This window comes from Paenibacillus humicola (assembly GCF_028826105.1).
Classification (GTDB): domain Bacteria; phylum Bacillota; class Bacilli; order Paenibacillales; family Paenibacillaceae; genus Paenibacillus_Z; species Paenibacillus_Z humicola.
Genome location: NZ_JAQGPL010000001.1, coordinates 85001 through 110416, shown reverse-complemented (window position 1 = coordinate 110416; position 25416 = coordinate 85001). Strand labels below are relative to the sequence as shown.

Genomic DNA, 25416 nt, shown 5'->3' with positions numbered 1-25416 from the left:
TCACTTATTGGACGAGGTGTTTCATGGAAAAATCAACGATTATCGGACTCGCTCTCGGCCTTGTCGCCGTTATGCTCGGCATGGTGCTGAAGGGAGCGCCTCTGGCCAGTCTGCTCACGCCCGCCGCCTACGTGATCATTCTCGTCGGCACCGCGGCCTCCTTGTTTATCGGCTTCCCGACATCGGAAATCGCGAAATTCCCCCAACTTGTGAAAATGATTTTCGTGCCGCAAAAGCTGATCCGGCGCGAGGAGCTGATCGCCTTATTCATGGATTGGGCGACGATTACCCGCCGCGAAGGGCTGCTGGCGCTGGAAACGAAGGTCGACGAGATCGAGGATCCGTTCCTTCGGGGAGGCATGCGGATGATTATCGACGGCAACGACCACGATTTCGTCCGCGATGTGCTGCTGGAGGATATTGCCGCCACAGAGGAGCGCCACCGCACCGGCGCGCTTATTTTCACGCAGGCGGGCACTTACGCGCCGACGCTCGGCGTGCTCGGGGCGGTCATCGGCCTGATCGCGGCGCTGTCGGATATGACCGACTCCGATAAGCTGGCGCATGCGATTGCCGGCGCGTTCATCGCTACGCTGCTCGGTATTTTCACCGGTTATGTGCTCTGGCACCCGATCGCCAACAAGCTGAAGCGGTTGTCCAAGCGCGAAATCGATCTCCGCCTCATGATGGTCGAAGGGCTGCTGTCCATCCAGTCCGGCGTCTCCACGATCGCCATCAACCAGAAGCTTTCCGTCTTCCTGACCCCGGCCGAACGGCGCAGATTGAGCGAGAAGGGAGCGGAGGTCCTTGAGCAAAAAGTATAAAAAAGGCCATGACGACGACCATATGGACGAGTCGTGGCTTATCCCGTACGCCGACCTGCTTACGCTGCTGCTCGCGCTCTTTATCGTGTTGTATGCAATGAGCTCGCTCGATGTGAAAAAATTTCAGGAGCTCAGCGCGGCCTTCAGCGTCGCCTTCGAGAACGGCGTCGGCGTGCTGGACAGTTCGGCCCTCATCGACAACGGCGAGCAGCCCGACAAGCAAACGAGAGAGCGGCCGAAATCGCCTGACGATAGCCGGCAGAACGCCGCATCGCTTCAGGAACTGAAGAAGAGAGAGCAGGAGGACCTCGAGAAGCTGAAGAAGCAGATCGATCAGTATATCAAGGCGAACGGACTGACGACGCAGCTTGAGACGAAGCTCAACCAGTCCCAGCTTACGATTACGATCAGCGACAATGCGCTGTTTCCTTCGGGAAGCGCAGAGGTCAAGCCCGAGTCGAAATCGCTCGCACAGTCGATCGCCAGCATGCTCGTCAATTACCCCGGGTACGAAATCGTCGTGTCCGGCCATACCGACAACGAGCCGATCGCGACGGCCGAATTCAAATCGAACTGGGATTTGAGCTCCGCCCGCGCCATTCGGTTCATGGACATTCTGCTCGCCAACAAAAAGCTCGATCCGAGACGGTTCAGCGCGATCGGCTACGGTGAATACCGGCCTGTCGCCTCGAACGATACGCCCGAAGGCCGGTCCAAAAACCGCCGGGTCGAAGTGTCGATCATCCGCAATTATATCGATCCGTTGGCCGCGAAGCAGGTTCCGGCAACGCCGAAGCCATAGGCGCCCCTCGCGAGGCCAATCAAAAAAACCAACGTCTTGTCCGAAAGAAACGAGTCTTGTCGGAAAGCGTTGGTTTTCATTATTTCCCGGGAAAAGGTTGCTCCTGTCTGCCGTCCAGCAGCGCGAACAGTTCCTCCAGCTCCGCAGCGGTCAAATCTCGCCATTTCCCGACACTGAGGCCGCCGAGATGGATGTTCATGATGCGAATACGCCGCAGCCGCGTGACGCGGAAGCCCAGCGCCTGGCACATCCGGCGAATTTGACGGTTCTTCCCCTCGGTCAGCACGATCCGGAATACGCGTTCCGTTTCGCGCGTCACCCTGCACGGCAGCGTCATGCCGCCGAGAATGCGGACGCCTTCGCTCATCGCCTTCACGAACAACGGCGTGACCGGCTTGTCCACCGTCACGATATATTCCTTCTCGTGCCGGCCCTCCGCCCGCAAAATCCGGTTGACGATATCCCCGTCGTTGGTCAGCAGGATCAGCCCCTCCGAATCCTTGTCCAGCCTGCCAATGGGAAATATCCGTTCCGGATGGCCGACGAAATCGACGATATTGCCGGCGACGTGCGCCTCGGTCGTGCTCGTGATGCCGACCGGCTTGTTCAGCGCGATATAGACATGGCCCCTGTGTTCGCCGATACGCCTGCCGTCGATCCGGACATCGTCGCCCGGTTCGGCCTGGCTGCCCAGCTCCGCCCTGCTGCCGTTAATCGTCACCCGGCCGGCTTCGACCAGCTTGTCCGCCTCCCGCCGGGAGCAAAACCCGGTCTCGCTAATGAATTTATTGATTCTCAAGCCTGTCCTTCACCCCCCGAAAGCTGATCTTATTATAACCCGAACGGCGGGCGGACAGGCAAGCGCCGCAGCAGCCCGCACTCGCTGGCCAAACTCCGGTCTCGCCGGCGTTCGGAATTGCGTCGCAGCGCTACTTCCACAGCTCGGGCCGGCTCGTCGACACGGCAATCGCCCCAGCCTGGAACAGAACCGGCAAATCCTCTTTCTTCTCGACGAAGCCTCCGAGAATGACGTCCACGCCGGTTTCCCGCTTAATCAACGCAAGCTTAGGATGCGAGAAGCTCGGGAGAATTTCGATAAAATCGGGCTTCACCTGCGCTGCGGCATTCGTGATCGTCCGGATCGAGTGGGAATCGATCAGGAAGCCGCGCTGGATTGCGATGAGCCCATACTTCTTCGCATGAATCAGGCTGGACGTCCGCGTGCTGATGATCCCGTCGATTTTCACGATCTTCGACAAATAATGGATTGACGCTTCGTCCTCTTTAATGCCCTTCACCATGTCCAAATGCAGGTAAATCCGTTTGCCTGCCCGCTTCACGCTGTCTACGATGCGCTGCAGGTGAATCAGCTCGCCCTCAAGCAGGAAAATCACCTTCTGCGGCAGCTCAAGCGCCATTTCCAGCTCCTTAAAGCCGCGAACGGCCGGAATCACCATATGCTGCTCTACATGTCGCTCCATACGCTGGCCCCCTTCACGCTCGTCTTACCTGAATGTTACCGCCGCCTCGTACTCCTCGTCAAATTGCTCCCGATTGCGGGTACGCTGCTCGCCGTCCCAGCCGAGCTCTGCTGCGAACGCCTCCAGCACCGGCGTCAGCGCTTTCCCGATGGCCGGCCGGTCGAACAGCAGCATGCCGGTCCGGCGAATGAAGAAATCGCCGATCGTTGCCGCCATCTCCGCATGTATGGCGTAATGCGCCTCGGCCAGCAGCAGCCGGTCGGCGGCGGCCAAACCCTTGCCCGGTCCCGGCACGGCGGCTTTGGCCCGCTCCAGAATAAGCCCGGCATTGACTCCGTATTTGCCGACAAGCCGCTGAACCTCGCGTTCGCCGAGTCCGGCCGAGACCGCGAGCGGGGTCAGCTCCTTGATCGCCTGCGGAACCGATTCCGGCGAATCGAACCCGCCGCCGGACAGAACGATTCGGTCCGTGATGCATCCGCCGATGCTTCTCCCCGTTTCCTGCTCCAGCTGCCGGCCGGCCAGGTCGACGACGCGCTCCGCCATTTTGCGGAAGCCCGTCAGCTTGCCGCCGGCGATCGTGATCAGCCCGCTCGGCGAAACGAAAATTTCGTCCTTCCGGGACAGCTCGGAAGGCGATTTGCCGTCCTCGTGAATGAGCGGGCGCAGCCCGGCCCAGCTCGAGGTGACATCGCCTTCGGCAAGGCGCAGCGACGGAAACATCGCGTTTGCCGCATCCAGCAGGTAGCGGACCTCCTCCCGCGTGACGCGGGGCTTCTCCAGGCTGCCGGCGTAATCGGTGTCCGTCGTGCCGATATAGGTCGAGCCGCCGCGGGGAATGGCGAAGATCATCCGGCCGTCCGGCACGTCGAAATAAACGGCCTGCCGCAGCGGGAATTTATCCTGCGCCACGACCAGATGAACGCCTTTGGTCAAATGCAGCCGCTTGCCCGTCAGCGAATGGTCCTTCTCCCGCAGCAAATCGCCCCACGGCCCGGCCGCGTTGACGATTTTGCGCGCCATAATCCGGTATGACCCGCCTCCAAGGAGGTCGGCCGCCTCGATTCCGACGGCAATCCCGTCCTCATATACGAACGACGTCGCTTCAGCGTAATTGACGCACAGTGCGCCGTATTGATCGGCCGTCTTCATCGTTTCGATCGTCAGCCGGGCGTCGTCGGTCCGGTATTCGATATACAGCCCCCCGCCCTTCAAGATGTCGCCGCGCAGCAGCGGCTCCGCCTGCAGCGTTTTCCCCCGGCTCAGCATGACCCGGCGCTCCTTTCTCGTCACGCCGGCCAGCCGGTCGTAAAGCCACAGCCCGAAGGAGGTGGCCAGCCGGCCGTAAGTACCGCCCTTGACGAGCGGCAGCAGCATCGGCTCGGGTATGACGATGTGCGGCGCATTCCGGTACAAAATCGTCCGCTCGCGCCCGACCTCCTGAACGAGCTTGATTTCTCCCTGCTTCAAATAACGGAGTCCGCCGTGAATCAGCTTGGTCGACCGGCTGCTTGTGCCCGCTCCGAAATCCTGCTTCTCCAGCAGCCCGACGCGGAGCCCCCGCGAAGCCGCATCGAGCGCGATGCCCGCACCTGTTATACCGCCGCCGATCACGAGCACATCAAGCGGCGCGGCGGCCATCTCTTCCAGACGCGACACCCGCTCCTTGACCGAAAAAGGCCGTTTGTCCATGAAACTTCTCCTCCCCGTATTACATCCGATAAGAAGAAACGGCTGACGCCGCCTTCCGTTTCTTCCCTTCAATTGATAGCGAAAGTACGCGAAACGTTAATCTTTCCTCGCGTTCAAAAAAATAATCCTCGGCAAAGAACGCCGGCGCCTGCCGGCGATCGATGCCGAGGTTTCTCCCCTTCTCCATCCCGATCTTCAGCTATTCACTTGTCGAATTAAACCCGCGCTGTTCCGTACGACCGGCTGCTTGCGGCGGCCGGCGTCAGCCGGAAAAAGCGCTCAAGGACGCGAGCCGCGCTCTTCCCGCACCGCCGGCATTGCAGCGTCTGCCAGAGCTACTCCTCGTCTTCCTTCGCCCACTCCATCGTCCGCTTGACCGCCTTCTTCCAGCCCTTATACAGCTTCGCCCGCGCCTCTTCGTCCATATCCGGCGCGAACACCGTGTCGCTTTCCGTCCGCTGCGCCAGCTCGCTCTTTTCCCAGAAGCCGGACGCTATGCCGGCCAAATAAGCGGCACCGAGCGCCGTCGTCTCCGTGATCGCCGGCCGGCGGACCTCAACGCCCAGCAGATCGGCCTGAAACTGCATCAGCACCTTGTTGGCGGTCGCTCCGCCGTCGACGCGCAGCGAGCTTAGCTTGAGGCCGGAGTCGCTTTCCATCGCGGCGAGCACGTCCTTGGTCTGGTACGCCAGCGAATGCAGCGTCGCTCTTACGATATGCGCCTTGCTTGTACCGCGCGTCAGGCCGAACATGGCGCCTCTCGCATACATGTCCCAATAAGGCGCGCCGAGGCCGGCAAAAGCCGGGACGACGTAAACGCCGTCCGTATCGTCAACCTTGCTCGCATAATACTCGGAATCGGCGGCGGAGTCGAACAGTCTCAGCCCGTCGCGCAGCCACTGGATCGCCGCCCCCGCGATGAAAATGCTGCCTTCAAGCGCATACTCGACTTTTCCGTCGACCCCCCAGGCAATCGTCGTCAGCAGGCCGGATTTCGATTCGACCGGCCGGTCCCCGGTATTCATCAGCATGAAGCAGCCGGTGCCGTACGTATTTTTCGCCATGCCGGATTCGAAGCAGGCTTGACCGAACAATGCCGCATGCTGGTCTCCCGCTGCGCCGGCGATCGGGATTTCGGCACCTCCGAACGTTTGCGAATCGGTAACGCCGTAAAGGCCGGACGATGGACGGACCTCCGGGAGCATGGATGCGGGCACGCCGAGCTCGGCAAGCAGCTGCTCGTCCCAGCACAGCTCATTGATATTATAGAGCATCGTCCGAGAGGCGTTGGAATAATCCGTCGCATGCACCCTGCCCCGCGTCAGGTTCCAGATCAGCCACGTATCGACCGTTCCGAACAGCAGCTCGCCGCGCTCGGCCTTTTCCCTCGCACCGTCGACATGATCAAGCAGCCACTTCACCTTCGTCCCGGCAAAATAAGCGTCCACGACAAGCCCGGTCGTCTGCCGGATGTAAGCCTCCAGCCCTTTTGCCTTCAGCCCGTCACAGATGCCCGCCGTCCTCCGGTCCTGCCATACGATGGCGTTATGGATCGGTTTGCCGGTAGTTTGATCCCAGATGATCGTCGTCTCGCGCTGATTGGTAATGCCGATGGCGGCGATTTCCTGCGGGCGGATGCCCCGCGTTTCCAGCACCTCCCGGGCGACGCCGCTCTGCGTCCCCCAAATTTCCATCGGGTCATGCTCGACCCAGCCGGCCTTCGGATAAATTTGCGTAAATTCCTTCTGCGCCGTGCCGACGATGCCGCCCGCCCGGTCGAATACGATTGCGCGCGAGCTGGTCGTCCCCTGGTCAAGCGCCAGTATATAGTTCTTTTCCATCGCTGCACCCTCCTCCTGCCGATTGTGCGGCCCGACATGAACAAAAACAGCCGTTATCAACCGTTCGCCCCGCTCCCTTCGCCATGAAAGGGGGCCGCAAACAAAAGATAATGGCTGTTCTCCGTCGTCTCCCAGCAAAACGCTATTCACTTGATTCCGATTATAATCGAGCGCCGCCCGGCTGTAAATCTTTTTGCCAAACATTAGCCGGATTCGCCGAGTTTCCTCTTATAATCGGCCGTTATGCCGATTTCGGCGTAAGTGCCGCCGGCGGCCTGCAGCAGCGGCAGCGTAATCGTGACCGTCGTTCCCTGCCCGACCTTGCTGCGGATATCCATCGCTCCGTGATGGCTTTGAATGATCCGCTGGCTGACCATAATGCCGAGCCCGGTCCCCGTTTCTTTCCCGGTGATGAACGGATCGCCCAGCTTCGCGATCATTTCCTCCGGGATGCCGACGCCGGAATCGGTTATGGTCACGGCAGCCTGCCCCGCTTCGTCCGATACGGCAATATGAATTTCCCCGCCGGACGGCATCGCTTCGATTGCATTTTTCAGCACATTGATGAACACCTGCTTCAGCTGGTTCTCTTCGCACGACACCAGGCACGGCTTGTCCATATACCGCGTGACGATTATGATATTACACAGATGCGCCTGGCTGTCGAGCAGCGACACGACGTCGCCAAGGATGTAGCGCACGTCCTTCACCTCGAAACGGGTCGCCTGCGGCTTAGCCAAAATCAAAAATTCGCCGACGATCAGATTGATCCGGTCAAGCTCCGACAGCATCAGATCGATGTGGCGCGGGTTCAGCTTGTTCGTCTGCTGCTGCAGCTGCAGAAAACCGCGCAATGTCGTCAGCGGGTTACGAATCTCGTGCGCGACGCCCGCCGCCAGCTGGCCGACGGTCGTCAGCTTCTCGGACCGGCGAAGCAGCTCCTCCATTTTATTGCGTACGGTCATGTCCCGCGTAATGTTTGCGATGGCGTGGATGACGCCGTATTTGTCGCGGATCGGCGACGTCGTCACGCTGACGTCGAGCCATCTCCCGTCCTTCGTGACCCGAATCGTTTCACGCGCGGCGAGCGGCTCGCCGGCTATCAGCAGCGCGACAATCTGCTGCTCTTCATCCTTCAGGTGATCCGGTACAAGCGGCAGCTGAATGCCGGCGGCCTCCTCCGCGCTGTAGCCGAACAGCTCCTCGAACGCTTCGTTTACACGCGTAATGCGACCGTCCAAGTCGGTCACGTGAATAGCATCGGTCGTATGATGAATAAACGATTCCAAATATTCCTTCATGGACCGGTTTTCTTCGAAAGCGCTTTTCAGCTTGTTCGTGTACATCCCGAGATTCTTCGACATCGTATTGACGCGCTCCGCCAGCAGGCCGAGCTCGTCCTTGCGCTTTACCTTGATCGACTCGTCGAATCGGCCGAACGAGACTTCGTTCACTTTCCACACAATCGTCCGGAGCGGACGGAGCAGAAGATCGGATAAAAAGTAACTGCAAATCACGACGGCCAGCAGAAGGATCGCGGAAATATAAATCTCGTTGGTCCGCTGCTGCTCCATCAGAAGCATTGTGCTTTTCTTGTCCATGACAAGACCAATCACATAAGGTATTGGCCCCTGCACCGGAAGGAAGGTTTTGATGAGCGCCCTGCCGCCGAATGACGAATCGTAATCGAACACGTGGCGATTCGTTTGCGCCGCTTCCCGGATATGCTTCAAATCCTCGCCCGGAACGCGGTACGTATAAATGCCGAAGATCAGGCTGTGCTGCTTCATCTGTTCGACGGTCGGCGCCTCCGCTTTGGTGGGGACGGCCTCCTTATCCAGCATATCCGGATTAAAAGCGCTGATTTCCAGCAAATACGACCCTCCTCGCTGGCCGGGCTCCGTATACGGAAAAATTTCGAACGGCGCAGGCTGCGCATCGCGTATGACGCAGCTGATGATGTAGGATTGCTTCGCATTGGCGTAAAAGCTGCGTTTAAACCCGCGGGACTCGAGCCGCTCCGGCTGGCCGGACGTACCGGACCAGAACTTGAAGCTTTCCTCCGGATTGGGGTTCGCGCCGACAACCTGCAGCCGATACTTCGACAGATCGTAAGTTCTCCCCAGCTCGGCTGAATCGCTGGACGCTTTGACGATGTAACCGCCGGCCGACGGCAGCAGCAGCGAAACGGTCGAGATATCGAGCTGCGCGGCGATTTCCGAAAGCCGGTTTTTGCCGATTTGGCCGCCGTTATCGCTCAGTCGGTCCGAAACGGCAATGGAAACTGCTTTCAATCGGTCGTCCGTCGCGGTCTCAACCGTCTCATAATTCATGGCATACCTCTGAAAGGACGCTTCCAGCTCGCTGCCCGAATGAAGCATCCGCTTCTCGATTTCGGCGCGCAGGTTGACCCCCATCGAATAAACGTTCAAAATTACATTGAGAACAAGCAGCAGCAGAACAATGCCCGAAATGGTGCAGGTCAATTTGATTTTTACAGACAAGCTGCGACACACCCTTCTCGCATCCGGCTTTCGACATGGTTAGTGAAACTTTTTGGAATCCATAACCTGCTTGTCCTATTTTGAAAACGCTAGCGGACCCGTGCCGCGACTTACGATACACGGAACCTCTGATTCGGACAACCTATTTATCCACAAAGTTTTCCCCATATCCACACCGAGGTCGGATAATATGTGCATAATAATGTGAATAAACGGATATTTGTCCACAAATCTATTCACAACGTGTTAACAACGAATATCTGTTCGCAGCATAATTCGATTCAAATCGACAGTTTTCCTGCCGATGGACACCCAATTTTGAAATAAAAAAGTGGAGGACGAATGATGCATGGTTTTTATTCGTGAAGAAGATGAACTTTGGATGAAAGAAGCGATTGCCGAAGCCCGTAAGGCGGAACAGCTCGGCGAGGTGCCGATTGGAGCGGTTGTCGTCAAGGACGGCCGAATCATAGGCAGAGGCTGCAATATGCGCGAGACGACGTTCGATCCGACAGCGCACGCGGAGATGATCGCGGTCCGCGAGGCCAGCCGCCACCTGCAGGCTTGGCGCCTTCTGGACTGCATTTTATATGTTACCCTTGAGCCATGCCCGATGTGCGCCGGCGCACTTATTCAAAGCAGGGTGCGCAAGGTGGTGTACGGCACAGCCGACCCGAAAGCCGGATGTGCCGGCACGTTGATGAATCTGCTTCAGGAGCCGCGCTTCAATCATGAAACCGAACTGGTCGGCGGTGTGCTTCAGGAAGAATGCGCCGCCCTGCTCACCGGTTTTTTTCGGAAATTAAGAGGACGATCGTAATGCTTGTCCCGCCCGAATGACGGAAGTGCCCAGACGAGCTATCACTCACTTACGGTGCATTTCATTTTTTTGCAGTTGCTGCAGCGTAACAATCAGCTCGTCCGCCGCCTCGCTAATAGCCAGCACCTCCGGATCGGTTAAACTTCCTCGAGCTTCAGCAGCTTCCATCAGTTTTAAACGAAGCGCTTGCAGCTCATCGAGCAGCCTTAGTTTATCCTTCATAGCGCTTCGAACATCGCTCCCATCATGATGCGGCATTCAATCGGTAACATATTTATTATAACCCGTCCCAAGAAAGGAGTTTGTAAAAAGCTGTCGACGTTTCGACACGATTCCGGTGAAAAAATCGACAACTTTCGAGTTTTCCCTTTTTATAACGGGATTCCCTTCTGTTCCAGAATCTGAAAGTTTTATTCTTCCGGGTTCAGGCACGCAACAGCCTTTTCTCAAGCGCCGATTTCTGTTATAATGGTATTCGCTGACGCGCGCCCGTAGCTCAGCAGGATAGAGCGACAGTTTCCTAAACTGCAGGTCGTACGTTCGAATCGTATCGGGCGCGCCATTTTCTAAAACGCCAAACCCTTGATATTCAAGGGTTTTTTATTTGCTCTTTTTCTGTACCAATCATAACATTTTTTTATTGGGGACGAATTGGAGACGAATTGGAGACGAATTGGAGGTGTGATGCTGGTAGCCAGGTGGCGTATGCATTTTTAGTGGAACGAAGTGAAGAGTAACCCATACATCTGGCATTTTGCATTTCATAACGTACCTGAATTACCGGAAACACTCATTTCAGGCAAAGAACTCCCTTATTTCTCTTACTTCTAGTCATGAATAAGACATAGAACGCCAAAAACCGCCCTGCTCAACGGAGTCAAGGGCGGTCTTCAAATTCCAACGCGCTTGGCATTATGCAAAGTAAGTGTGTTTTGCCTTCCATTGTCTGAGCTTAATAGACAGCCAGAACGAATAGATACCTAAGGTAATAACACACAGCAACCACCATTTGATCCAGTTGCCGAACAGCCCGATAGAAGTACCTTCAAATCGTAGACGACGGCCTTCGATGACCATGTGTTCAACTTCCCATTTATAAATCATCACAAAGCTCCAAGGATAGCAAATTCCAAGGGTACACACCGTTACAAGAAACCCTGCGATACGCCAGCCGATAAGCTGCGCCAATCCTCCATCAAAGTACGATCCCGTTCCCACTTGACCGGGATATTGGACGACTCCCCCATGAGCAGCAGCATTAGCGTTCATTTCCTTCCTCCTCCCTATTTTTCGACCTAAATTTCCATATTTCGATTCTACAATTAGGTATATTTTCCTGCAATAGTTTTTTACTAAGCGTATTCCCGGCGATGAGCTGTAGCACATTACCCGTAGCCGGTTCAAGACGACGGCCGCTTCTTCCCTGGTGATCCGGTCGCCACTCATTTTATTTTCATCCTCGAATCGGCTTTCTTCCAAGCCAGCTTTTGCTGGTTCCGCAGGTGCCCATAATTTTACGGCAGGTACAGTATTTTCAGCATATTTGTTTGGATTTGGGCCAAATTAAGTTCAGTCGAACCGCTAACGAACGACAGAAACATACAAATATTGGGGAATGGCTTTCCCTTGACTTTGAGTATACTCCAAGTTATATGATGCTGGATAACAAGCCGGGTGCTGCCGATTATCGGCTTGTAGAAAGGTGCGGATATGGAACCTTTATTTTCGATCTCGGACATTGCGGAACGGACAGGATTCAGTCAGGATACCATCCGTTATTACGAGAGGATCGGACTGCTGCCGGAAGTGCGGCGCAAAAATAACGGACACAGGGAATATACCCAGTCCGATCTCGACTGTTTTACGTTTGTTGCCTTTCTGAAGAGAGCCAATATGCCGCTGAAAGAAATTGAACGGTATATCATGTTTTATAAAGCTGAGAACTATGAAGGCTGTTATAACGTGCTGCAGGAACACAAAATCATGATTGAGGCGCAGATCTCGGACATGCTCACCGCATTGGATTTGATGAAGTATAAAATAGAGAATTATAAGGAGTTGATGGGCCTCACCTCATCAACGTCTGGACCTGCGCCGCAAACTCCGCAAGGGGGATAGTTTTTCATGACTACAACGATCGGATATGCGACGACTCCTCAGGCACCGATACCATCGGGCTTCGGGCATAATACCACCGCGGCGGAAGCGCTTGGCGGGCGCAATCTGAAGGGAAAAACCGCTATCGTTACGGGTGGTTACTCGGGAATTGGGCTGGAGACCGTTCGCGTTCTGGCCGAAGCGGGAGCGACGGTAGTCGTACCTGCGCGTACGCTGGAAAAGGCCCGCGCCTCGCTTGCCGGCATTCCGCGAGTGGAGCTGCAGGAATTGGATCTCATTAACCCGGCGTCCATCGACGCTTTTGCGCAGCGATTTCTTGATTCGGGACGCCCGTTAAATATACTCGTCAACAGCGCCGGCATTATGGTACCTCCGTTGACGCGGGACGCCCGCGGATATGAATCCCAGTTCGCAACCAACCATCTGGGACATTTTCAACTCGCGGCGCGGCTCTGGCCGGCCTTGAAACAGGCGGGCGGAGCCAGGGTGGTCTCCGTTTCATCGTCAGCCTTGCGCTTAGGCGGCGTCAATTTCGACGATCCGAACTTCGAGCGCAGGGAGTATGACAGATGGATCGCTTATGCACAATCCAAATCGGCCAATGCGCTTTTTGCCGTCGAACTGGACAAGCGCGGGTATACATCCGGCGTACGTGCCTTCTCTTTGCACCCCGGCATCATCGATACCGATCTGTCTCGCCATCTGTCGGATGATGAGATGCTTGCGATCTACGCGCGTGACAAACAGGGACGCCGCGTAGAGAATCGCAATTTAAAAACGATTGAGCAGGGAGCGGCGACAAGCATATGGTGCGCCACTAGCCCTCAACTAGACGGCAAAGGCGGCGTTTACTGCGAAGATGTTGATATCGCCAAAGTCGTGCCTGCCGATACCCCGACAGAGCAGCCGGGCGTCGTGGCATGGGCCATTGATCCCGTTAAAGCGGAGCGGCTGTGGCGGCTCAGCGAGGACATGACCGGCGTGAAATTCGAGACCTGACTAAATACAGGCACAGCATAGACATTTGGATGGAACGTTAATCGAATGGGTTTCCTAATGGAACTCGGGCTATGGATAGATCATTCACATTGTTGGAGGTTAAAATATGACGACTCAAAATCATACCGCGCTTCAAACGCCGCTTCCGTCCGGCTTCGGGCCGCGGACGACTGCGAAGGAAGCCTTAGGAAATCAAAATCTCACCGGCAAGACTGTCATCGTGACGGGAGGGTATTCCGGACTTGGCCTGGAAACCGTCAAAGTGCTTGCCTCTGCAGGTGCAAGGGTCATCGTGCCCGTCCGAACTCTCGAGAAAGCGCAGGCTGCTTTAAGTGCGGTTCCAGGCGTGGAACTGGAACGATTGGACCTTATGGACCCTGCGTCCATCGATGCGTTTTCCGAACGGTTCCTCGCTACCGGCCAGCCTCTGCATATCCTGATCAATTCTGCCGGGATCATGGCGACTCCGCTCGTTCGCGATTCGCGGGGGTTTGAATCCCAACTTGCGACGAATCATTTGGGGCATTTTCAGCTTGTGCTGCGGTTGTGGCCGGCGCTTAAGAAAGCGGAAGGAGCACGAATCGTTTCCGTATCGTCACGTGCCCATCAGCTCGCCGGCTTCGATTTCGAAGATCCCAACTTCAATACACGCGCTTATGACAAATGGCTTGCGTACGCGCAATCCAAGACAGCCAACGCACTGTTTGCCGTAGCAATGGACAAGCGCGGAGAACCGCATGGCGTGCGGGCATTTTCCGTTCATCCGGGCACAATCGTGACGGACTTGGCTCGTAATTTAACCGACGAGGAATTGCGTTCGATGGGCGCGTTGAATGAGCGGGGAGAGCGCGTCTTTGCCGAGTATAACAATGAACTCAAGACGATCGAAGAAGGCGCAGCCACGTCTGTCTGGTGCGCAGTCCATCCTCAGCTCGACGGGAAAGGCGGCGTCTATTGTGAGAATGTGGATATTGCGGCCATCACGAATACCCCACACACGCCCGGCGTATTTGAATGGGCGGTCAACGAAGCGGACGCCGAGCGTCTCTGGACATTAAGCGAACAATTAATCGGCTTGAAATTCGTCGTCTAAATCAGGTGATTCAATGAGAAACGACAGTCCCCGGAAGTTGTGGCGGACTGTCGTTTTTTCATACATTGATGTTTGGTGTAATGGCGTCACTTATCATTGTCTGTATATTGGCTAATTCACAGCGTATCGCACGGAGCTGCGTGCAGAGGTTTGTTTGAAGCTGACCCGCTTACCCGACGATGATCTTAACTTGTTCCGAGACAAAAAGCTTGGCCGGCCAAAGATGGGAAACAAAGCTCTTCAAACTTCCTAATCCTGTGTTATAATAACCGTGTTGTAATTTCAGTTGAGACTGTTGTCGAAATGCAAAGCACGCCATACATAGGGCGTTCCAAACCCTTGAGTATCAAGGGTTTTTTATTTAGAGCCCATTTCCGTTCGAAGGAGAAGGCTTACATGACGAGTGAAACCAGGCGGCTGTGGAAAAGCTTCATGGAGGAAGCGCGCGTCCGCGTGAACACGGTCGAGTATACGAAAGTCGATTCCTCCTGGAGGTACATCGATTTTGTGCCGGAATTCAACCGGCTGTATTTAATCGAAGAAGGCGAAGGGCTTATCCGGATCGAGGATACGGAATATTATCCCTCCTCGCGACAGCTCGTCCTTATGCCGGCCGGCATCCGCCAAAGCTATTCGACGATCAGCGATCACACCTTCGGCAAATATTGGTGCCATTTTACCGCCTACGTAGGCGATCTTCGGCTGTTCGATGTGCTGAAGACGCCGACGATCGTTCGCGTCGCGGACGACGAGCGGTGGGGGCGCTGGGTGAAGCTGTTCCGGAGCTTGAGGCAGGAGCTGCGCAGCGACAGCTTTACGGCCGGCTTGCGGGTCCAATCGATCATGCTCGAGCTCATCGCTTCCTTTATCGAACAGGCGGACGATGCGACGTTCGCCCCCACTTCGGCGGCGGTCGACAAAATCCATAGCATCATCCGTTATATGGAGCAGCACCTGGAAGATCAGCACACCGTCGAGGAGCTGGCACGAATCGTCCATTATCATCCGAATTATTTTATCCGCGTATTCAAGCAGTTCACCGGCCGTTCGCCGATTCAATATTTGAATGCGCTGCGCCTGGAACGGGCAAAAAACTGGTTGGCCGCTACCGACACCTCGGTATCCGAAATCGCGGAAAATGTCGGCATGACGCTGTTTTACTTCTCCCGGTTTTTTAAGGAACAGACCGGGTTTACGCCCTCATCCTACCGTCGGATGAATCGCAATTAATGGCAGTGAAAAAGCCCTTTACAACCGCCCAATTATATGTTATTATTTTTCTTGCTTGTCGGATTTGATTATGAATACGACAAACGGCATCGAGACGTGGCTCAGCTTGGTAGAGCGCTTGGTTCGGGACCAAGAGGTCGCAGGTTCAAATCCTGTCGTCTCGACCATTGAATAACGACAGCTTGCGGTGTCCAGCCGCAAGTTTTTTAATTTTGACGTACAAAGGCGGGTACCTGCGCAATTGCGCGGTATCCGCTTTTGTTCGTAAGTCCAAACGAAAAAGCCCCCATTTTACCGAAGCTCCTTCGCATCGATAAATGAGAGCTCTGCTCCAACCGCCGGCAGCGCGGCTTTGTTACCCTTCCCCGTTGTTGTGCCGGGAATGATTGGCCTGCTTCGTTTTTTTCGAGCCCGACAACGGCTCCTGCGGCGGGTTATGATCCTCGCTTACTCTTCCGGTCTGCTCGCCAGGTACAGGCACCGGTACACTATCCGGCTTGCTCATGATGCCTTCAGCCTCCCTTTCCAAGGTTTCGGTTCAGCTCCGCTTAATGCTCCAGATCCGCAGTTCGCCGTGATTCAGCTCCGCTGATGCTCCAAATCCGTCGGTTCGCCGTGGTTCAGCTCCGCTGTTGCTCCAAATCCGTCGGTTCGTCGTGGTTCAGCGCATCCTGATGCCTGCGGTCGTTCGTATCCTGCTGCAGCTGCTGCGCCTGATGGCTGTTGACCGGATTTCGATCCAAGTCTTTTACAACGCTGCTTAAATTTTTGTCGGCGGATCCTTTTGCCTTCGTCATCGCTTCAATTCCTGCCTTTCGCTGATCGTCTTATCATGAAAGCCCGGTTAAGCGTGCGTAAGCTCATGCAGCGCTTGGGCGCACTCGTGAATATGGCGGGTATAATCCTGAACGAGCTGCTGCACCATGTCACTGCGCTCGTCGACCGTACGGCCATCCTTCTCGACGTCGATCAGCGTCACCCGGATCTCCCGGCTGTCCACATAAGCGACTTTAAAATCGAACGTATACAGCTGATGGCCGGCCGTATGGATCGTGACGCGCAGCGCCTTCGCATCCTGCTCGTCCGCCGCGATTTCGGCGCGATCCGCTTCGTTGAACGTCGTCGGCAGCTTCTGCTGCCAGGCTTGCACAAGCCGCTGCTGGTCGATCTTCAGCTCATCGTGTGTACTCATCGTTTCCCACCTCCATGCCGATAATATGCGGCTCCGACTGCGTTTTTATGCGGCGGCGGACACTTGGGATTCGAGAGAACAAAAAAAGCGTCCGGGCGATGGTTCGCGGAAGGACGCTTTCGTGAAGGTATGTATACTGGCGGAGAGGATGGGATTCGAACCCATGTGGGCTTGCACCCTAACGGTTTTCAAGACCGCCCCGTTATGACCGCTTCGGTACCTCTCCAAATAGGTGCTCCGTCTTATATACCGAAGATGAAGCAATAAACATTGTACCACAGGCCAAAAAGGCAGCGCAAGCTTCATTTTTGGCCTGCAGCGCCATTTGCTTCCGGAAAGAGGCTGCAGGCGCGACGGACCTCTTTACCGCCTGCCGATCTCCTCCAGGCCCGTATGTGGCAGGCCGCATACCGCATGTGGCAGGCCGCATATCCTGGCAGTGCCCCCGTCTGCACGGCCGTCCAACAACCTCTGTTCGTCTTACTGAATCGCTCCGGGTATCATCGGTTGTACCGCCGGTGAGCCTTTAGCGCCGGCCAATAACTTCCGTGCCGCCCATATACGGACGCAGCGCTTCGGGCACGAGAACCGTCCCGTCCGCCTGCTGATAATTCTCGATAATCGCGGCGACGGTGCGTCCGACCGCCAGACCCGAGCCGTTCAGCGTGTGCACGAATTCCGGCTTGCTTTTCGCATCCTTGCGGTAACGGATTCCCGCTCTTCGCGCCTGAAAATCCTCGAAATTCGAGCAGGACGATATTTCGCGGTACGCATTGCTGCTCGGCAGCCACACTTCCAGATCGTATGTTTTCGCCGACGAGAACCCCATATCGCCCGTGCATAGCGTGAGCACGCGATAAGGCAGGCCGAGCAGCTGCAGCACCTTCTCGGCGTTCTGCGTCAGCGACTCCAGCTCCGCATACGAATCTTCGGGCTTGCACAGCTTGACGAGCTCGATTTTGTTGAATTGATGCTGGCGGATCAGCCCGCGCGTATCGCGGCCCGCCGCACCCGCTTCGGAGCGGAAGCAGGCGCTGAACGCGACGTAATATTTCGGCAAATCGTCCGCCGCCAATATTTCCTCGCGATGCACATTCGTCACCGGTACTTCGGCCGTCGGAATCAAATAATAATCGGTATCCGCCAGCTTAAACAAATCCTCTTCGAACTTCGGCAGCTGTCCCGTTCCGATCAGGCTGTCGCGGTTGACGATATAAGGCGGCAGCAGCTCCTCATAGCCATGCTTGTCGCTGTGCAGGTCCATCATGAAGTTGATCAGCGCACGCTCCAAACGCGCCCCCAGCCCCCGGTAAAATACGAACCGCGAGCCGGTCACCTTGCCGGCCGTCTCGAAATCGAGTATGCCGAGCTCCTGCGCAATATCCCAATGCGGCTTCGGCTCGAAACCGAAATCCCGCACTTCGCCGATGCGCCTGATTTCCACGTTCTGCTCTTCGGATTTGCCGACGGGCACCGAAGCATTCGGAATATTCGGGATGGCCAGCGTCAGCTCGTTCATTTCCGCTTCCACGGCGCGGATTTCGTCGTCAAGCGCCTTGATCCGGTCGCCGACTTCGCGCATTTCGACAATGAGCGCCTCCGCGTCGCCGCCGCTTTTTTTCAGCCGGGCCACTTCCTGCGAAACGGTATTGCGGCGGTTTTTCAATTGCTCGGTTTCCTGCAGCATTTCGCGCCATTTCGCATCCAGCGCAGGGAAATCGGCGATGAGCTCGAACGGCTTGCCCCGGTCCTCAAGCGCCTGCTTGACTTGATCAAAATCGTTTCGTAACCGTTTGACATCCAACACGACTGAAAAAGCCCCTCTCTAACGCTTTAATCTGCTGTATATTCGCAAAAAGACTGCGTGCCAGCGCAGTCTTTTTCCCGTTTTTAAGCCTTGGCTGCCGCCGCTTCCTTCGCCATGTCCAGAAAATAAGCATGCAGCCGGTAATCGTCGGTCAGCTCCGGATGATAGGAGGCCGCAAGCAGGTGACCCTGCCGCGCGGTAACGATCTCCCCTTTATAAGTGGAGAGCACATCGACGCCTTCGCCTACCTCTTTAATGAGCGGCGCGCGGATGAACACGGCTCGCACCGGCTGATCGATGCCCTGAACGGGCAGATCGGTCTCGAAGCTTTCCCGCTGCCGTCCGAAGGCGTTGCGCGCAACGGTCATATCCATCAGCTGAAGATGCGCCTCTTCCTGGCCTTCGATCCGCTCCGCCAAAACAATCAATCCGGCGCAGGTGCCGAAGATCGGTTTACCCTGCTCCGAGAAGCTGCGAACTGCATCCATAAAGTCGTATTTCCGCATCAGCTTGCCGATGGTCGTGCTTTCCCCGCCGGGGATAATGAGCCCGTCCAGTTCGTCCAGCTGCTCCGTACGTTTGACCGCCACCGGCTCGCCGCCGGCCGACCGAATGCTGCGCATATGCTCCGCCACGGCGCCCTGCAGCGCCAGTACGCCTATCTTCATCGTTCATCTGCCTTCTTTCTTCTGCGTGCGGGCCGATATGGCGGGAATACCGCTTGGGGCATCCGCGCCGCCTATCGCTTCTTACCAGCCGCGATCCTGCATGCGCTGCGACGCGTCCAGCTTCGAAATTTCAATCCCCTTCATCGGCGTGCCGAGATTTTTCGACACTTCCGCAATGAGCTTGTAGTCGTCGTAATGCGTTGTCGCTTCAACGATTGCGCGGGCGAATTTTTCCGGGTTTTCGGACTTGAAAATGCCGGAGCCGACAAATACGCCGTCAGCGCCCAGATGCATCATCAGCGCCGCATCCGAAGGGGTCGCCACCCCGCCTGCCGCAAAGTTGACGACAGGAAGCTTGCCCGTTTCATGAACCCCCAGCAGCAAATCGTACGAAACGCCGAGATTTTTCGCTTCGGCATACAATTCGTCCTTGGACAGGTTTTGGACTTTGCGGATTTGGCCCGTAATCAGGCGCATATGACGAACCGCTTCGACGATATTGCCCGTTCCCGGCTCGCCCTTCGTACGCAGCATCGACGCGCCTTCCTGAATGCGGCGCAGCGCCTCGCCGAGATCCTTCGCCCCGCAGACGAACGGAACCGTGAACTGGCTTTTGTCAATGTGGAATACTTCATCGGCCGGCGTCAGCACTTCGCTCTCGTCGATGTAATCCGCGCCCAGCGCCTCAAGCACCTTCGCCTCGACAAAATGTCCGATCCGCGCTTTCGCCATAACCGGAATCGAAACGACTTTCATAACCTCTTCCAAAACGGTCGGGTCGGCCATACGGGCGACGCCGCCTGCCGCGCGGATATCGGAAGGGACCCGTTCCAGCGCCATAACGGCCGTCGCGCCGGCCGCCTCGGCGACTTTCGCCTGCTCCGCGTTCATGACGTCCATAATGACGCCGCCTTTTTGCATTTCTGCCATACCGCGTTTAACGCGCGATGTTCCTGTCTCCATGTCCAAAGCCTCCTAATTCATTCCGTTACTGCTCTAACCAAATATTTTACAGCATCCCGTTTCAATCGACAATGGTCCATTCATTCCTAAGCTGAACGCTGCTCAACCTTAAAACAGATTCACGATTCCTTTAAACAAGCCGACGAAGAAGTTTCCGATCGAGCGGAACATGAGCCGCCACCAGCTTGCCTTCTCCGCGTCCTCCGCCGTAATCAGATTGACCGATTTCGTAATCGTCGTACCGGTATCCGGATCCTTATAGGTGTAAGTCGCCGTACCGACCGCCGTTCCGGCCGCGATCGGCGCCACCAGATCGGTTTTAAGCGAAACCTTCGGTGCGCCAAGCTGCGTATTGCTGCCTTTCTTAACGAGCAGCGACACCTCCGACTGCGTGACGATGGGCACCTCCGTAGATGCACCTTTCTTTATTGTGACCGTTTGTGCAGAATCTACTACCGATTTCGGATTCACAAGCGTTTTCTTCTCGAAGTTGTTGAACCCGTAATCGAACAGCTTCGCCATCTCCAGAAAACGCGCGCCTTCGGATTTCGTGCCCATCACGACCCCGATCAGCCGCAAATCGCCTTGTTTGGCCGTACCCGTGAAGCAATAGCCGGCTTTGCTGATGAAACCGGTCTTCATCCCGTCCACGCCCGGATAAGCATACATACGAAAATTCGGAATATCCTTGTTCGTTGCAAGCATCCAGTTATAATTGATCATCGGATCTTTATCTCGCGGCCGAAATTTATAGGAAGGAATTTTCGAATAGTCCAGAAACTCGGGATGATTCTTCAGCAGCAGCCGGGCAAATTTAGCTTGGTCCGCCGCGGAGATAACCGTTGTATCGGCTAGGCCGGTCGCGCTTGTGTAATGGGCCGACGTGATTCCCAGCTTTTTGGCCATATCGTTCATTTTCTGAACAAAGCCCTGTTCCGTGCCCCCGATGGCATCGGCAAGCGCGACGGTCGCATCGTTGGCCGAGCCTACCGCCATCGCAATATACAAATCCTTGACGGTATATTTCTCTCCTTCGGCCAAATACACTTGCGAACCGTCCGCAGGCGTCGATGCCGCCTCCTTCGTAACGGTGACCACCGTATCCCATTTCAGGCGTCCAGCTTTAATTTCATCGAGCACAATGTATTCCGTCATCATTTTGGTCATGCTGGCCGGAGGCCGAACGGCATCCTGGTTCACTTCGTACAGCACTTGACCCGTGTCCGCATCGATCAATATGGCCGATTGAACATTTAATCCCAGCGAATTTTCGACAAATTCGGAATTATCCGCGGCAAATGCCGAATTCGCACCGACGATCATCACAAAAAGCCATAAGGCCAGCATAGCGGACATTACCGGCTTCAGACGCACCGGTCCCTTGTTCCGTTTCAACGCAGTCTCTCCTTTTCTCCCATGAGTGATTCTATTATTGTAACACAAGGAGCATACGCGAAAAAAGACAAGCAGGGAGCGGTGAATCCACCGTCTCCCTGCTGGCGGCCGAGCCATCCGGCGCTCCCATCGCGCCGAAGCCCGAGCGATCGTTTCGATGCGGCTGCTGAGCGTTAAAGCGAGTAATTCGGCGCCTCTTTCGTAATCTGCACGTCATGCGGATGGCTTTCGCGCAAGCCGGCATTCGTAATCCGGACGAACTGCGAATCGTACTTCAGCTCGTCCAAATTTTTCGTACCGCAGTACCCCATGCCGGAACGCAGCCCTCCGATCAGCTGATGCACCGTATCCGCAAGCGGTCCCTTATACGCAACACGGCCTTCGATGCCTTCGGGGACCAGCTTGTTTTCGTTTTCCTGAAAATAGCGGTCCTTGCTGCCCTCTTTCATGGCGCCCAGCGATCCCATTCCCCGATAAACCTTGAAGCGGCGTCCCTGATAAATTTCGGACTCGCCCGGGCTTTCCTCGGTGCCCGCAAACAGGCTGCCGATCATGATTGCGCTGGCTCCGGCCGCTATCGCCTTCGTCACGTCGCCGGAATATTTGATGCCGCCGTCGGCAATAATCGGCACCTTGTATTCCCGCGCGACAGAGGCGCAGTCATAGATGGCGGTAATTTGCGGCACGCCGATGCCGGCAATAACACGCGTCGTGCAGATCGATCCCGGACCCATGCCCACTTTCACGACGGAAGCCCCGGCTTCGATCAGGTCGCGGGTGCCGTCGCCGGTCGCGACGTTGCCGGCAACGATGACCAGATCCGGATATTTGGCACGCAGTTTACGCACCGTCTCCAATACATTTTTATGATGCCCGTGGGCCGTATCGACGACCAGAACGTCGATACCGGCTTGTACAAGTGCCTCCGCGCGTTCCATCGTATCTTTAGCTATCCCGACCGCGGCGCCGCACAGCAGCCTGCCCTGGCGGTCCTTCGCCGCATTCGGGAACTGAATCGCCTTCTCGATATCCTTTATTGTAATAAGGCCTTTAAGCGTATTCGTATCATCCACTAAAGGCAGCTTCTCGATCTTATGCTGTTGGAGCAGCACTTCCGCTTGCTGCAGGGTCGTGCCGACCGGTGCGGTAACCAGATTTTCGGAGGTCATCACTTCGCTGATTTTCATCGAAAAATCATGGTTAAAACGCAAATCGCGGTTGGTGATAATCCCGACCAGTTTGCCGTCGCCGTCTACGACCGGTACGCCCGATATCCGATATTTACCCATCAGCTCTTCCGCATCGTATACATGATGATCCGGCGTCAGCGAAAACGGGTTCGTGATGACACCGCTCTCCGAGCGCTTCACCCGATCGACTTCTTCGGCCTGCTGCTGTGCCGACATATTCTTATGAATGATGCCGATGCCGCCCTCCCGCGCCATCGCAATCGCCAAAGCCGATTCCGTTACGGAATCCATCCCCGCGCTCATCAGCGGAATGTTTAATTTTACGTGCTCGCTGAGGCTTGTCGATACATTGACTTCCCGCGGTAAAATATCCGATCTGCGGGGCACGAGCAGCACATCGTCAAAGGTTAATCCCTCTTTGGCGAATTTGGTTTCCCACACAAGTATGTTCCTCCCTCAAAGGTGAAATTTGCCTGTAATGATGCTTGTTTACGGCGTTTGTGGTACGACCTCTCCGTATATTATTGCAATAGTAGCAGAGGGGTTAGGGGCTGTCAAGGTAACTCGAAGGGTGCTTTTATGGCGATTTCAGAAACGATGAACGCGCCGTCGAGCCCATGCTCTTGTATGGCAAACGAAAACCTGATGGGGAATAGTATGAGCTTCATTCGGGATCCGGTTGTGAAGGAGTTCAGACCAAAACAGGGGAATGTTGGGGGATCAATATGAAACAGCTGACGTCGCCTTCCAGCGGCGGTGAATCGATACGGAACCTAATGCGAAAGGTCAACTGTCCCAAATGTTAATTGACCTGTATTAAACAACAAAAAAACCGACTCGCATTTAGCGAATCGGTTTCGTGCTGCTTGGCGACGTCCTACTCTCCCAGGACCCTGCGGTCCAAGTACCATCGGCGCTGGAGGGCTTAACGGTCGTGTTCGGGATGGGTACGCGTGGTTCCCCTCCGCCATCGCCACCAAACGGGGTGTTGAACTCGGTTCGAGCTTGCGCCCAATCCGTCCAACTGTTTCAGGGCGTTACACCCTGAAAACTGGATACGAACATCCGATTAACCTTTAGCTGGTCTTCCGAAGCGGCCTTCACGTGTCCGTGAACACCGATAGGATAAGCCCTCGACCGATTAGTATTCGTCAGCTGCACACGTTGCCGCGCTTCCACCTCGAACCTATCAACCTGGTCGTCTTCCAGGGGTCTTACATACTGGGAAATCTCATCTTGAGGGGGGCTTCACGCTTAGATGCTTTCAGCGCTTATCCCGTCCGTACTTGGCTACCCAGCGGTGCTCCTGGCGGAACAACTGGTACACCAGCGGTACGTCCATCCCGGTCCTCTCGTACTAAGGACAGCTCCTCTCAAATTTCCTGCGCCCGCGACAGATAGGGACCGAACTGTCTCACGACGTTCTGAACCCAGCTCGCGTACCGCTTTAATGGGCGAACAGCCCAACCCTTGGGACCTACTTCAGCCCCAGGATGCGATGAGCCGACATCGAGGTGCCAAACCTCCCCGTCGATGTGGACTCTTGGGGGAGATAAGCCTGTTATCCCCAGGGTAGCTTTTATCCGTTGAGCGATGGCCCTTCCATGCGGTACCACCGGATCACTAAGCCCGACTTTCGTCCCTGCTCGACTTGTCGGTCTCGCAGTCAAGCTCCCTTCTGCCTTTACACGCTTCGAATGATTTCCAACCATTCTGAGGGAACCTTTGGGCGCCTCCGTTACGCTTTAGGAGGCGACCGCCCCAGTCAAACTGCCCGCCTGACACGGTCCCTCTACCCGTTTCAGGGTAGCAGGTTAGAACTCCGATACGATCAGGGTGGTATCCCAACGGCGCCTCCACCGAAGCTGGCGCTCCGGCTTCTTAGGCTCCCACCTATCCTGTACAGATCGTACCAAAGTCCAATATCAAGCTGCAGTAAAGCTCCATGGGGTCTTTCCGTCTTGTCGCGGGTAACCTGCATCTTCACAGGTATTAAAATTTCACCGGATCTCTCGTTGAGACAGCGCCCAAGTCGTTACGCCATTCGTGCGGGTCAGAATTTACCTGACAAGGAATTTCGCTACCTTAGGACCGTTATAGTTACGGCCGCCGTTTACTGGGGCTTCGGTTCACAGCTTCGCCTTGCGGCTTACCGCTCCCCTTAACCTTCCAGCACCGGGCAGGCGTCAGCCCGTATACTTCGCCTTACGGCTTCGCACAGACCTGTGTTTTTGCTAAACAGTCGCTTGGGCCTTTTCACTGCGGCCCCCTCGGGCTATTCACCCTACCGAGGCACCCCTTCTCCCGAAGTTACGGGGTCATGTTGCCGAGTTCCTTAACGAGAGTTCTTCCGCGCGCCTTAGCATACTCTGCTCGCCTACCTGTGTCGGTTTGCGGTACGGGCACCTTCACCTGGCTAGAGGCTTTTCTCGGCAGCCGGAGCCCATGACCTTCGGTACTGTAATTTTCCCTCCCCATCACAGCCCAGCCTTATCGGTTGACGGATTTGCCGATCAACCAGCCTCACTGCTTGGACGGGGCATTCCATCGCCCCGCGTCACTGCCCTTCTGCGTCACCCCAATCGCTCATAACGGTTTACGGTGGTACAGGAATCTCAACCTGTTGTCCTTCGACTACGCCTTTCGGCCTCGCCTTAGGTCCCGACTTACCCTGAGCGGACGAGCCTTCCTCAGGAACCCTTAGGCTTTCGGCGGACAAGATTCTCACTTGTCTTTTCGTTACTCATACCGGCATTCTCACTTGAATACAGTCCAGCACTCCTTACGGTATACCTTC

Annotated in this window: 22 protein-coding genes, 3 tRNA genes and 2 rRNA genes (1 of these 27 running past the window's edge); 9 read left to right on the top strand and 18 right to left on the bottom strand. The window is 55.9% G+C overall.

The annotated features are described in order from the left end of the window. The first annotated feature begins 23 nt into the window (after positions 1–23). Both motA and motB read left to right on the top strand, forming a co-directional pair. A complete protein-coding gene (motA, locus tag PD282_RS00555) occupies positions 24–824 on the top strand; it encodes a flagellar motor stator protein MotA (RefSeq protein WP_274648467.1) in 801 nt (266 codons plus the stop codon). Then, positions 808–1626: a flagellar motor protein MotB gene (gene motB, locus PD282_RS00550; protein WP_274648466.1), complete on the top strand. Its 819-nt coding sequence runs from the start codon at positions 808–810 to the stop codon at positions 1624–1626. Before motA ends, motB begins: the two co-directional genes overlap by 17 nt. Before the next feature lie 79 nt (positions 1627–1705). Here the strand turns inward: motB and rluF are convergent, their stop codons facing one another. From rluF to PD282_RS00525, 5 genes are all read right to left on the bottom strand, one after another. Then, complete coding sequence (gene rluF, locus PD282_RS00545) at positions 1706–2425, bottom strand: 23S rRNA pseudouridine(2604) synthase RluF (protein WP_274648465.1); 720 nt, start codon at positions 2423–2425, stop codon at positions 1706–1708. Positions 2426–2555: 130 nt separating this feature from the next. Beyond that, positions 2556–3107: a glycerol-3-phosphate responsive antiterminator gene (locus tag PD282_RS00540; protein ID WP_274648464.1), complete on the bottom strand. Its 552-nt coding sequence runs from the start codon at positions 3105–3107 to the stop codon at positions 2556–2558. Between the two features lie 24 nt (positions 3108–3131). Further along, positions 3132–4799 (bottom strand): glycerol-3-phosphate dehydrogenase/oxidase, encoded by a 1668-nt coding sequence (locus tag PD282_RS00535; RefSeq protein ID WP_274648463.1) that lies wholly within the window; start codon positions 4797–4799, stop codon positions 3132–3134. Between the two features lie 335 nt (positions 4800–5134). Continuing rightward, complete coding sequence (gene glpK / locus PD282_RS00530) at positions 5135–6640, bottom strand: glycerol kinase GlpK (RefSeq protein ID WP_274648462.1); 1506 nt, start codon at positions 6638–6640, stop codon at positions 5135–5137. Between the two features lie 203 nt (positions 6641–6843). Beyond that, positions 6844–9144, bottom strand: coding sequence for an ATP-binding protein (locus PD282_RS00525; RefSeq protein ID WP_274648461.1), 2301 nt, complete (start codon positions 9142–9144; stop codon positions 6844–6846). A gap of 349 nt (positions 9145–9493) precedes the next feature. Here PD282_RS00525 and tadA point away from each other — a divergent pair, with 349 nt between their 5' ends. Then, positions 9494–9964, top strand: a complete 471-nt coding sequence (gene tadA, locus PD282_RS00520; protein ID WP_274648460.1) for a tRNA adenosine(34) deaminase TadA — start codon at positions 9494–9496, stop codon at positions 9962–9964. A gap of 45 nt (positions 9965–10009) precedes the next feature. Here tadA and PD282_RS00515 read toward each other — a convergent pair whose 3' ends face one another. After that, positions 10010–10186, bottom strand: a complete 177-nt coding sequence (locus PD282_RS00515) for an aspartyl-phosphate phosphatase Spo0E family protein (RefSeq protein WP_274648459.1) — start codon at positions 10184–10186, stop codon at positions 10010–10012. A 263-nt stretch (positions 10187–10449) separates the two neighbouring features. Here PD282_RS00515 and PD282_RS00510 point away from each other — a divergent pair. Beyond that, a tRNA-Arg gene (locus PD282_RS00510) sits at positions 10450–10526 on the top strand. 350 nt (positions 10527–10876) lie between these two features. Here the strand turns inward: PD282_RS00510 and PD282_RS00505 are convergent. Further along, a complete protein-coding gene (locus PD282_RS00505) occupies positions 10877–11233 on the bottom strand; it encodes a DUF898 family protein (protein WP_274648458.1) in 357 nt (118 codons plus the stop codon). A gap of 441 nt (positions 11234–11674) precedes the next feature. Here PD282_RS00505 and PD282_RS00500 point away from each other — a divergent pair, with 441 nt between their 5' ends. From PD282_RS00500 to PD282_RS00480, 5 genes are all read left to right on the top strand, one after another. Beyond that, positions 11675–12082: a MerR family transcriptional regulator gene (locus PD282_RS00500; protein ID WP_274648457.1), complete on the top strand. Its 408-nt coding sequence runs from the start codon at positions 11675–11677 to the stop codon at positions 12080–12082. A 6-nt stretch (positions 12083–12088) separates the two neighbouring features. After that, complete coding sequence (locus tag PD282_RS00495) at positions 12089–13081, top strand: oxidoreductase (protein WP_274648456.1); 993 nt, start codon at positions 12089–12091, stop codon at positions 13079–13081. A gap of 106 nt (positions 13082–13187) precedes the next feature. Continuing rightward, a complete protein-coding gene (locus tag PD282_RS00490) occupies positions 13188–14174 on the top strand; it encodes an oxidoreductase (RefSeq protein ID WP_274648455.1) in 987 nt (328 codons plus the stop codon). 396 nt (positions 14175–14570) lie between these two features. Continuing rightward, positions 14571–15404 carry an AraC family transcriptional regulator gene (locus PD282_RS00485; protein WP_274648454.1) on the top strand — a complete coding sequence of 278 codons (834 nt, stop codon included), beginning with the start codon at positions 14571–14573 and terminating at the stop codon, positions 15402–15404. 90 nt (positions 15405–15494) lie between these two features. Then, a tRNA-Pro gene (locus PD282_RS00480) sits at positions 15495–15571 on the top strand. A gap of 188 nt (positions 15572–15759) precedes the next feature. Here PD282_RS00480 and PD282_RS00475 read toward each other — a convergent pair. The 11 genes from PD282_RS00475 to PD282_RS00425 form a co-directional block, all read right to left on the bottom strand. Then, entirely contained in the window at positions 15760–15909 is a 150-nt protein-coding gene (locus tag PD282_RS00475) for a small acid-soluble spore protein P (RefSeq protein ID WP_274648453.1), read from the bottom strand. Between the two features lie 115 nt (positions 15910–16024). After that, positions 16025–16201 (bottom strand): hypothetical protein, encoded by a 177-nt coding sequence (locus PD282_RS00470; protein ID WP_274648452.1) that lies wholly within the window; start codon positions 16199–16201, stop codon positions 16025–16027. 47 nt (positions 16202–16248) lie between these two features. Continuing rightward, positions 16249–16596, bottom strand: coding sequence for a hypothetical protein (locus tag PD282_RS00465; RefSeq protein ID WP_274648451.1), 348 nt, complete (start codon positions 16594–16596; stop codon positions 16249–16251). Between the two features lie 137 nt (positions 16597–16733). Next, positions 16734–16822 (bottom strand) — tRNA-Ser (locus tag PD282_RS00460). Positions 16823–17122: 300 nt separating this feature from the next. Further along, positions 17123–18403 (bottom strand): serine--tRNA ligase, encoded by a 1281-nt coding sequence (gene serS / locus PD282_RS00455; RefSeq protein WP_274648450.1) that lies wholly within the window; start codon positions 18401–18403, stop codon positions 17123–17125. An 83-nt stretch (positions 18404–18486) separates the two neighbouring features. Then, positions 18487–19071, bottom strand: a complete 585-nt coding sequence (gene pdxT, locus PD282_RS00450; RefSeq protein ID WP_274648449.1) for a pyridoxal 5'-phosphate synthase glutaminase subunit PdxT — start codon at positions 19069–19071, stop codon at positions 18487–18489. 81 nt (positions 19072–19152) lie between these two features. Continuing rightward, a complete protein-coding gene (gene pdxS, locus PD282_RS00445; RefSeq protein ID WP_274648448.1) occupies positions 19153–20034 on the bottom strand; it encodes a pyridoxal 5'-phosphate synthase lyase subunit PdxS in 882 nt (293 codons plus the stop codon). A gap of 108 nt (positions 20035–20142) precedes the next feature. Next, positions 20143–21429 carry a D-alanyl-D-alanine carboxypeptidase family protein gene (locus tag PD282_RS00440; protein WP_274648447.1) on the bottom strand — a complete coding sequence of 429 codons (1287 nt, stop codon included), beginning with the start codon at positions 21427–21429 and terminating at the stop codon, positions 20143–20145. Positions 21430–21602: 173 nt separating this feature from the next. After that, positions 21603–23060, bottom strand: a complete 1458-nt coding sequence (guaB, locus tag PD282_RS00435) for an IMP dehydrogenase (RefSeq protein WP_274648446.1) — start codon at positions 23058–23060, stop codon at positions 21603–21605. Positions 23061–23483: 423 nt separating this feature from the next. Next, positions 23484–23600, bottom strand: a 5S ribosomal RNA gene (gene rrf, locus PD282_RS00430). Positions 23601–23740: 140 nt separating this feature from the next. After that, a 23S ribosomal RNA gene (locus PD282_RS00425) occupies positions 23741–25416 on the bottom strand (it continues 1261 nt past the right edge of the window).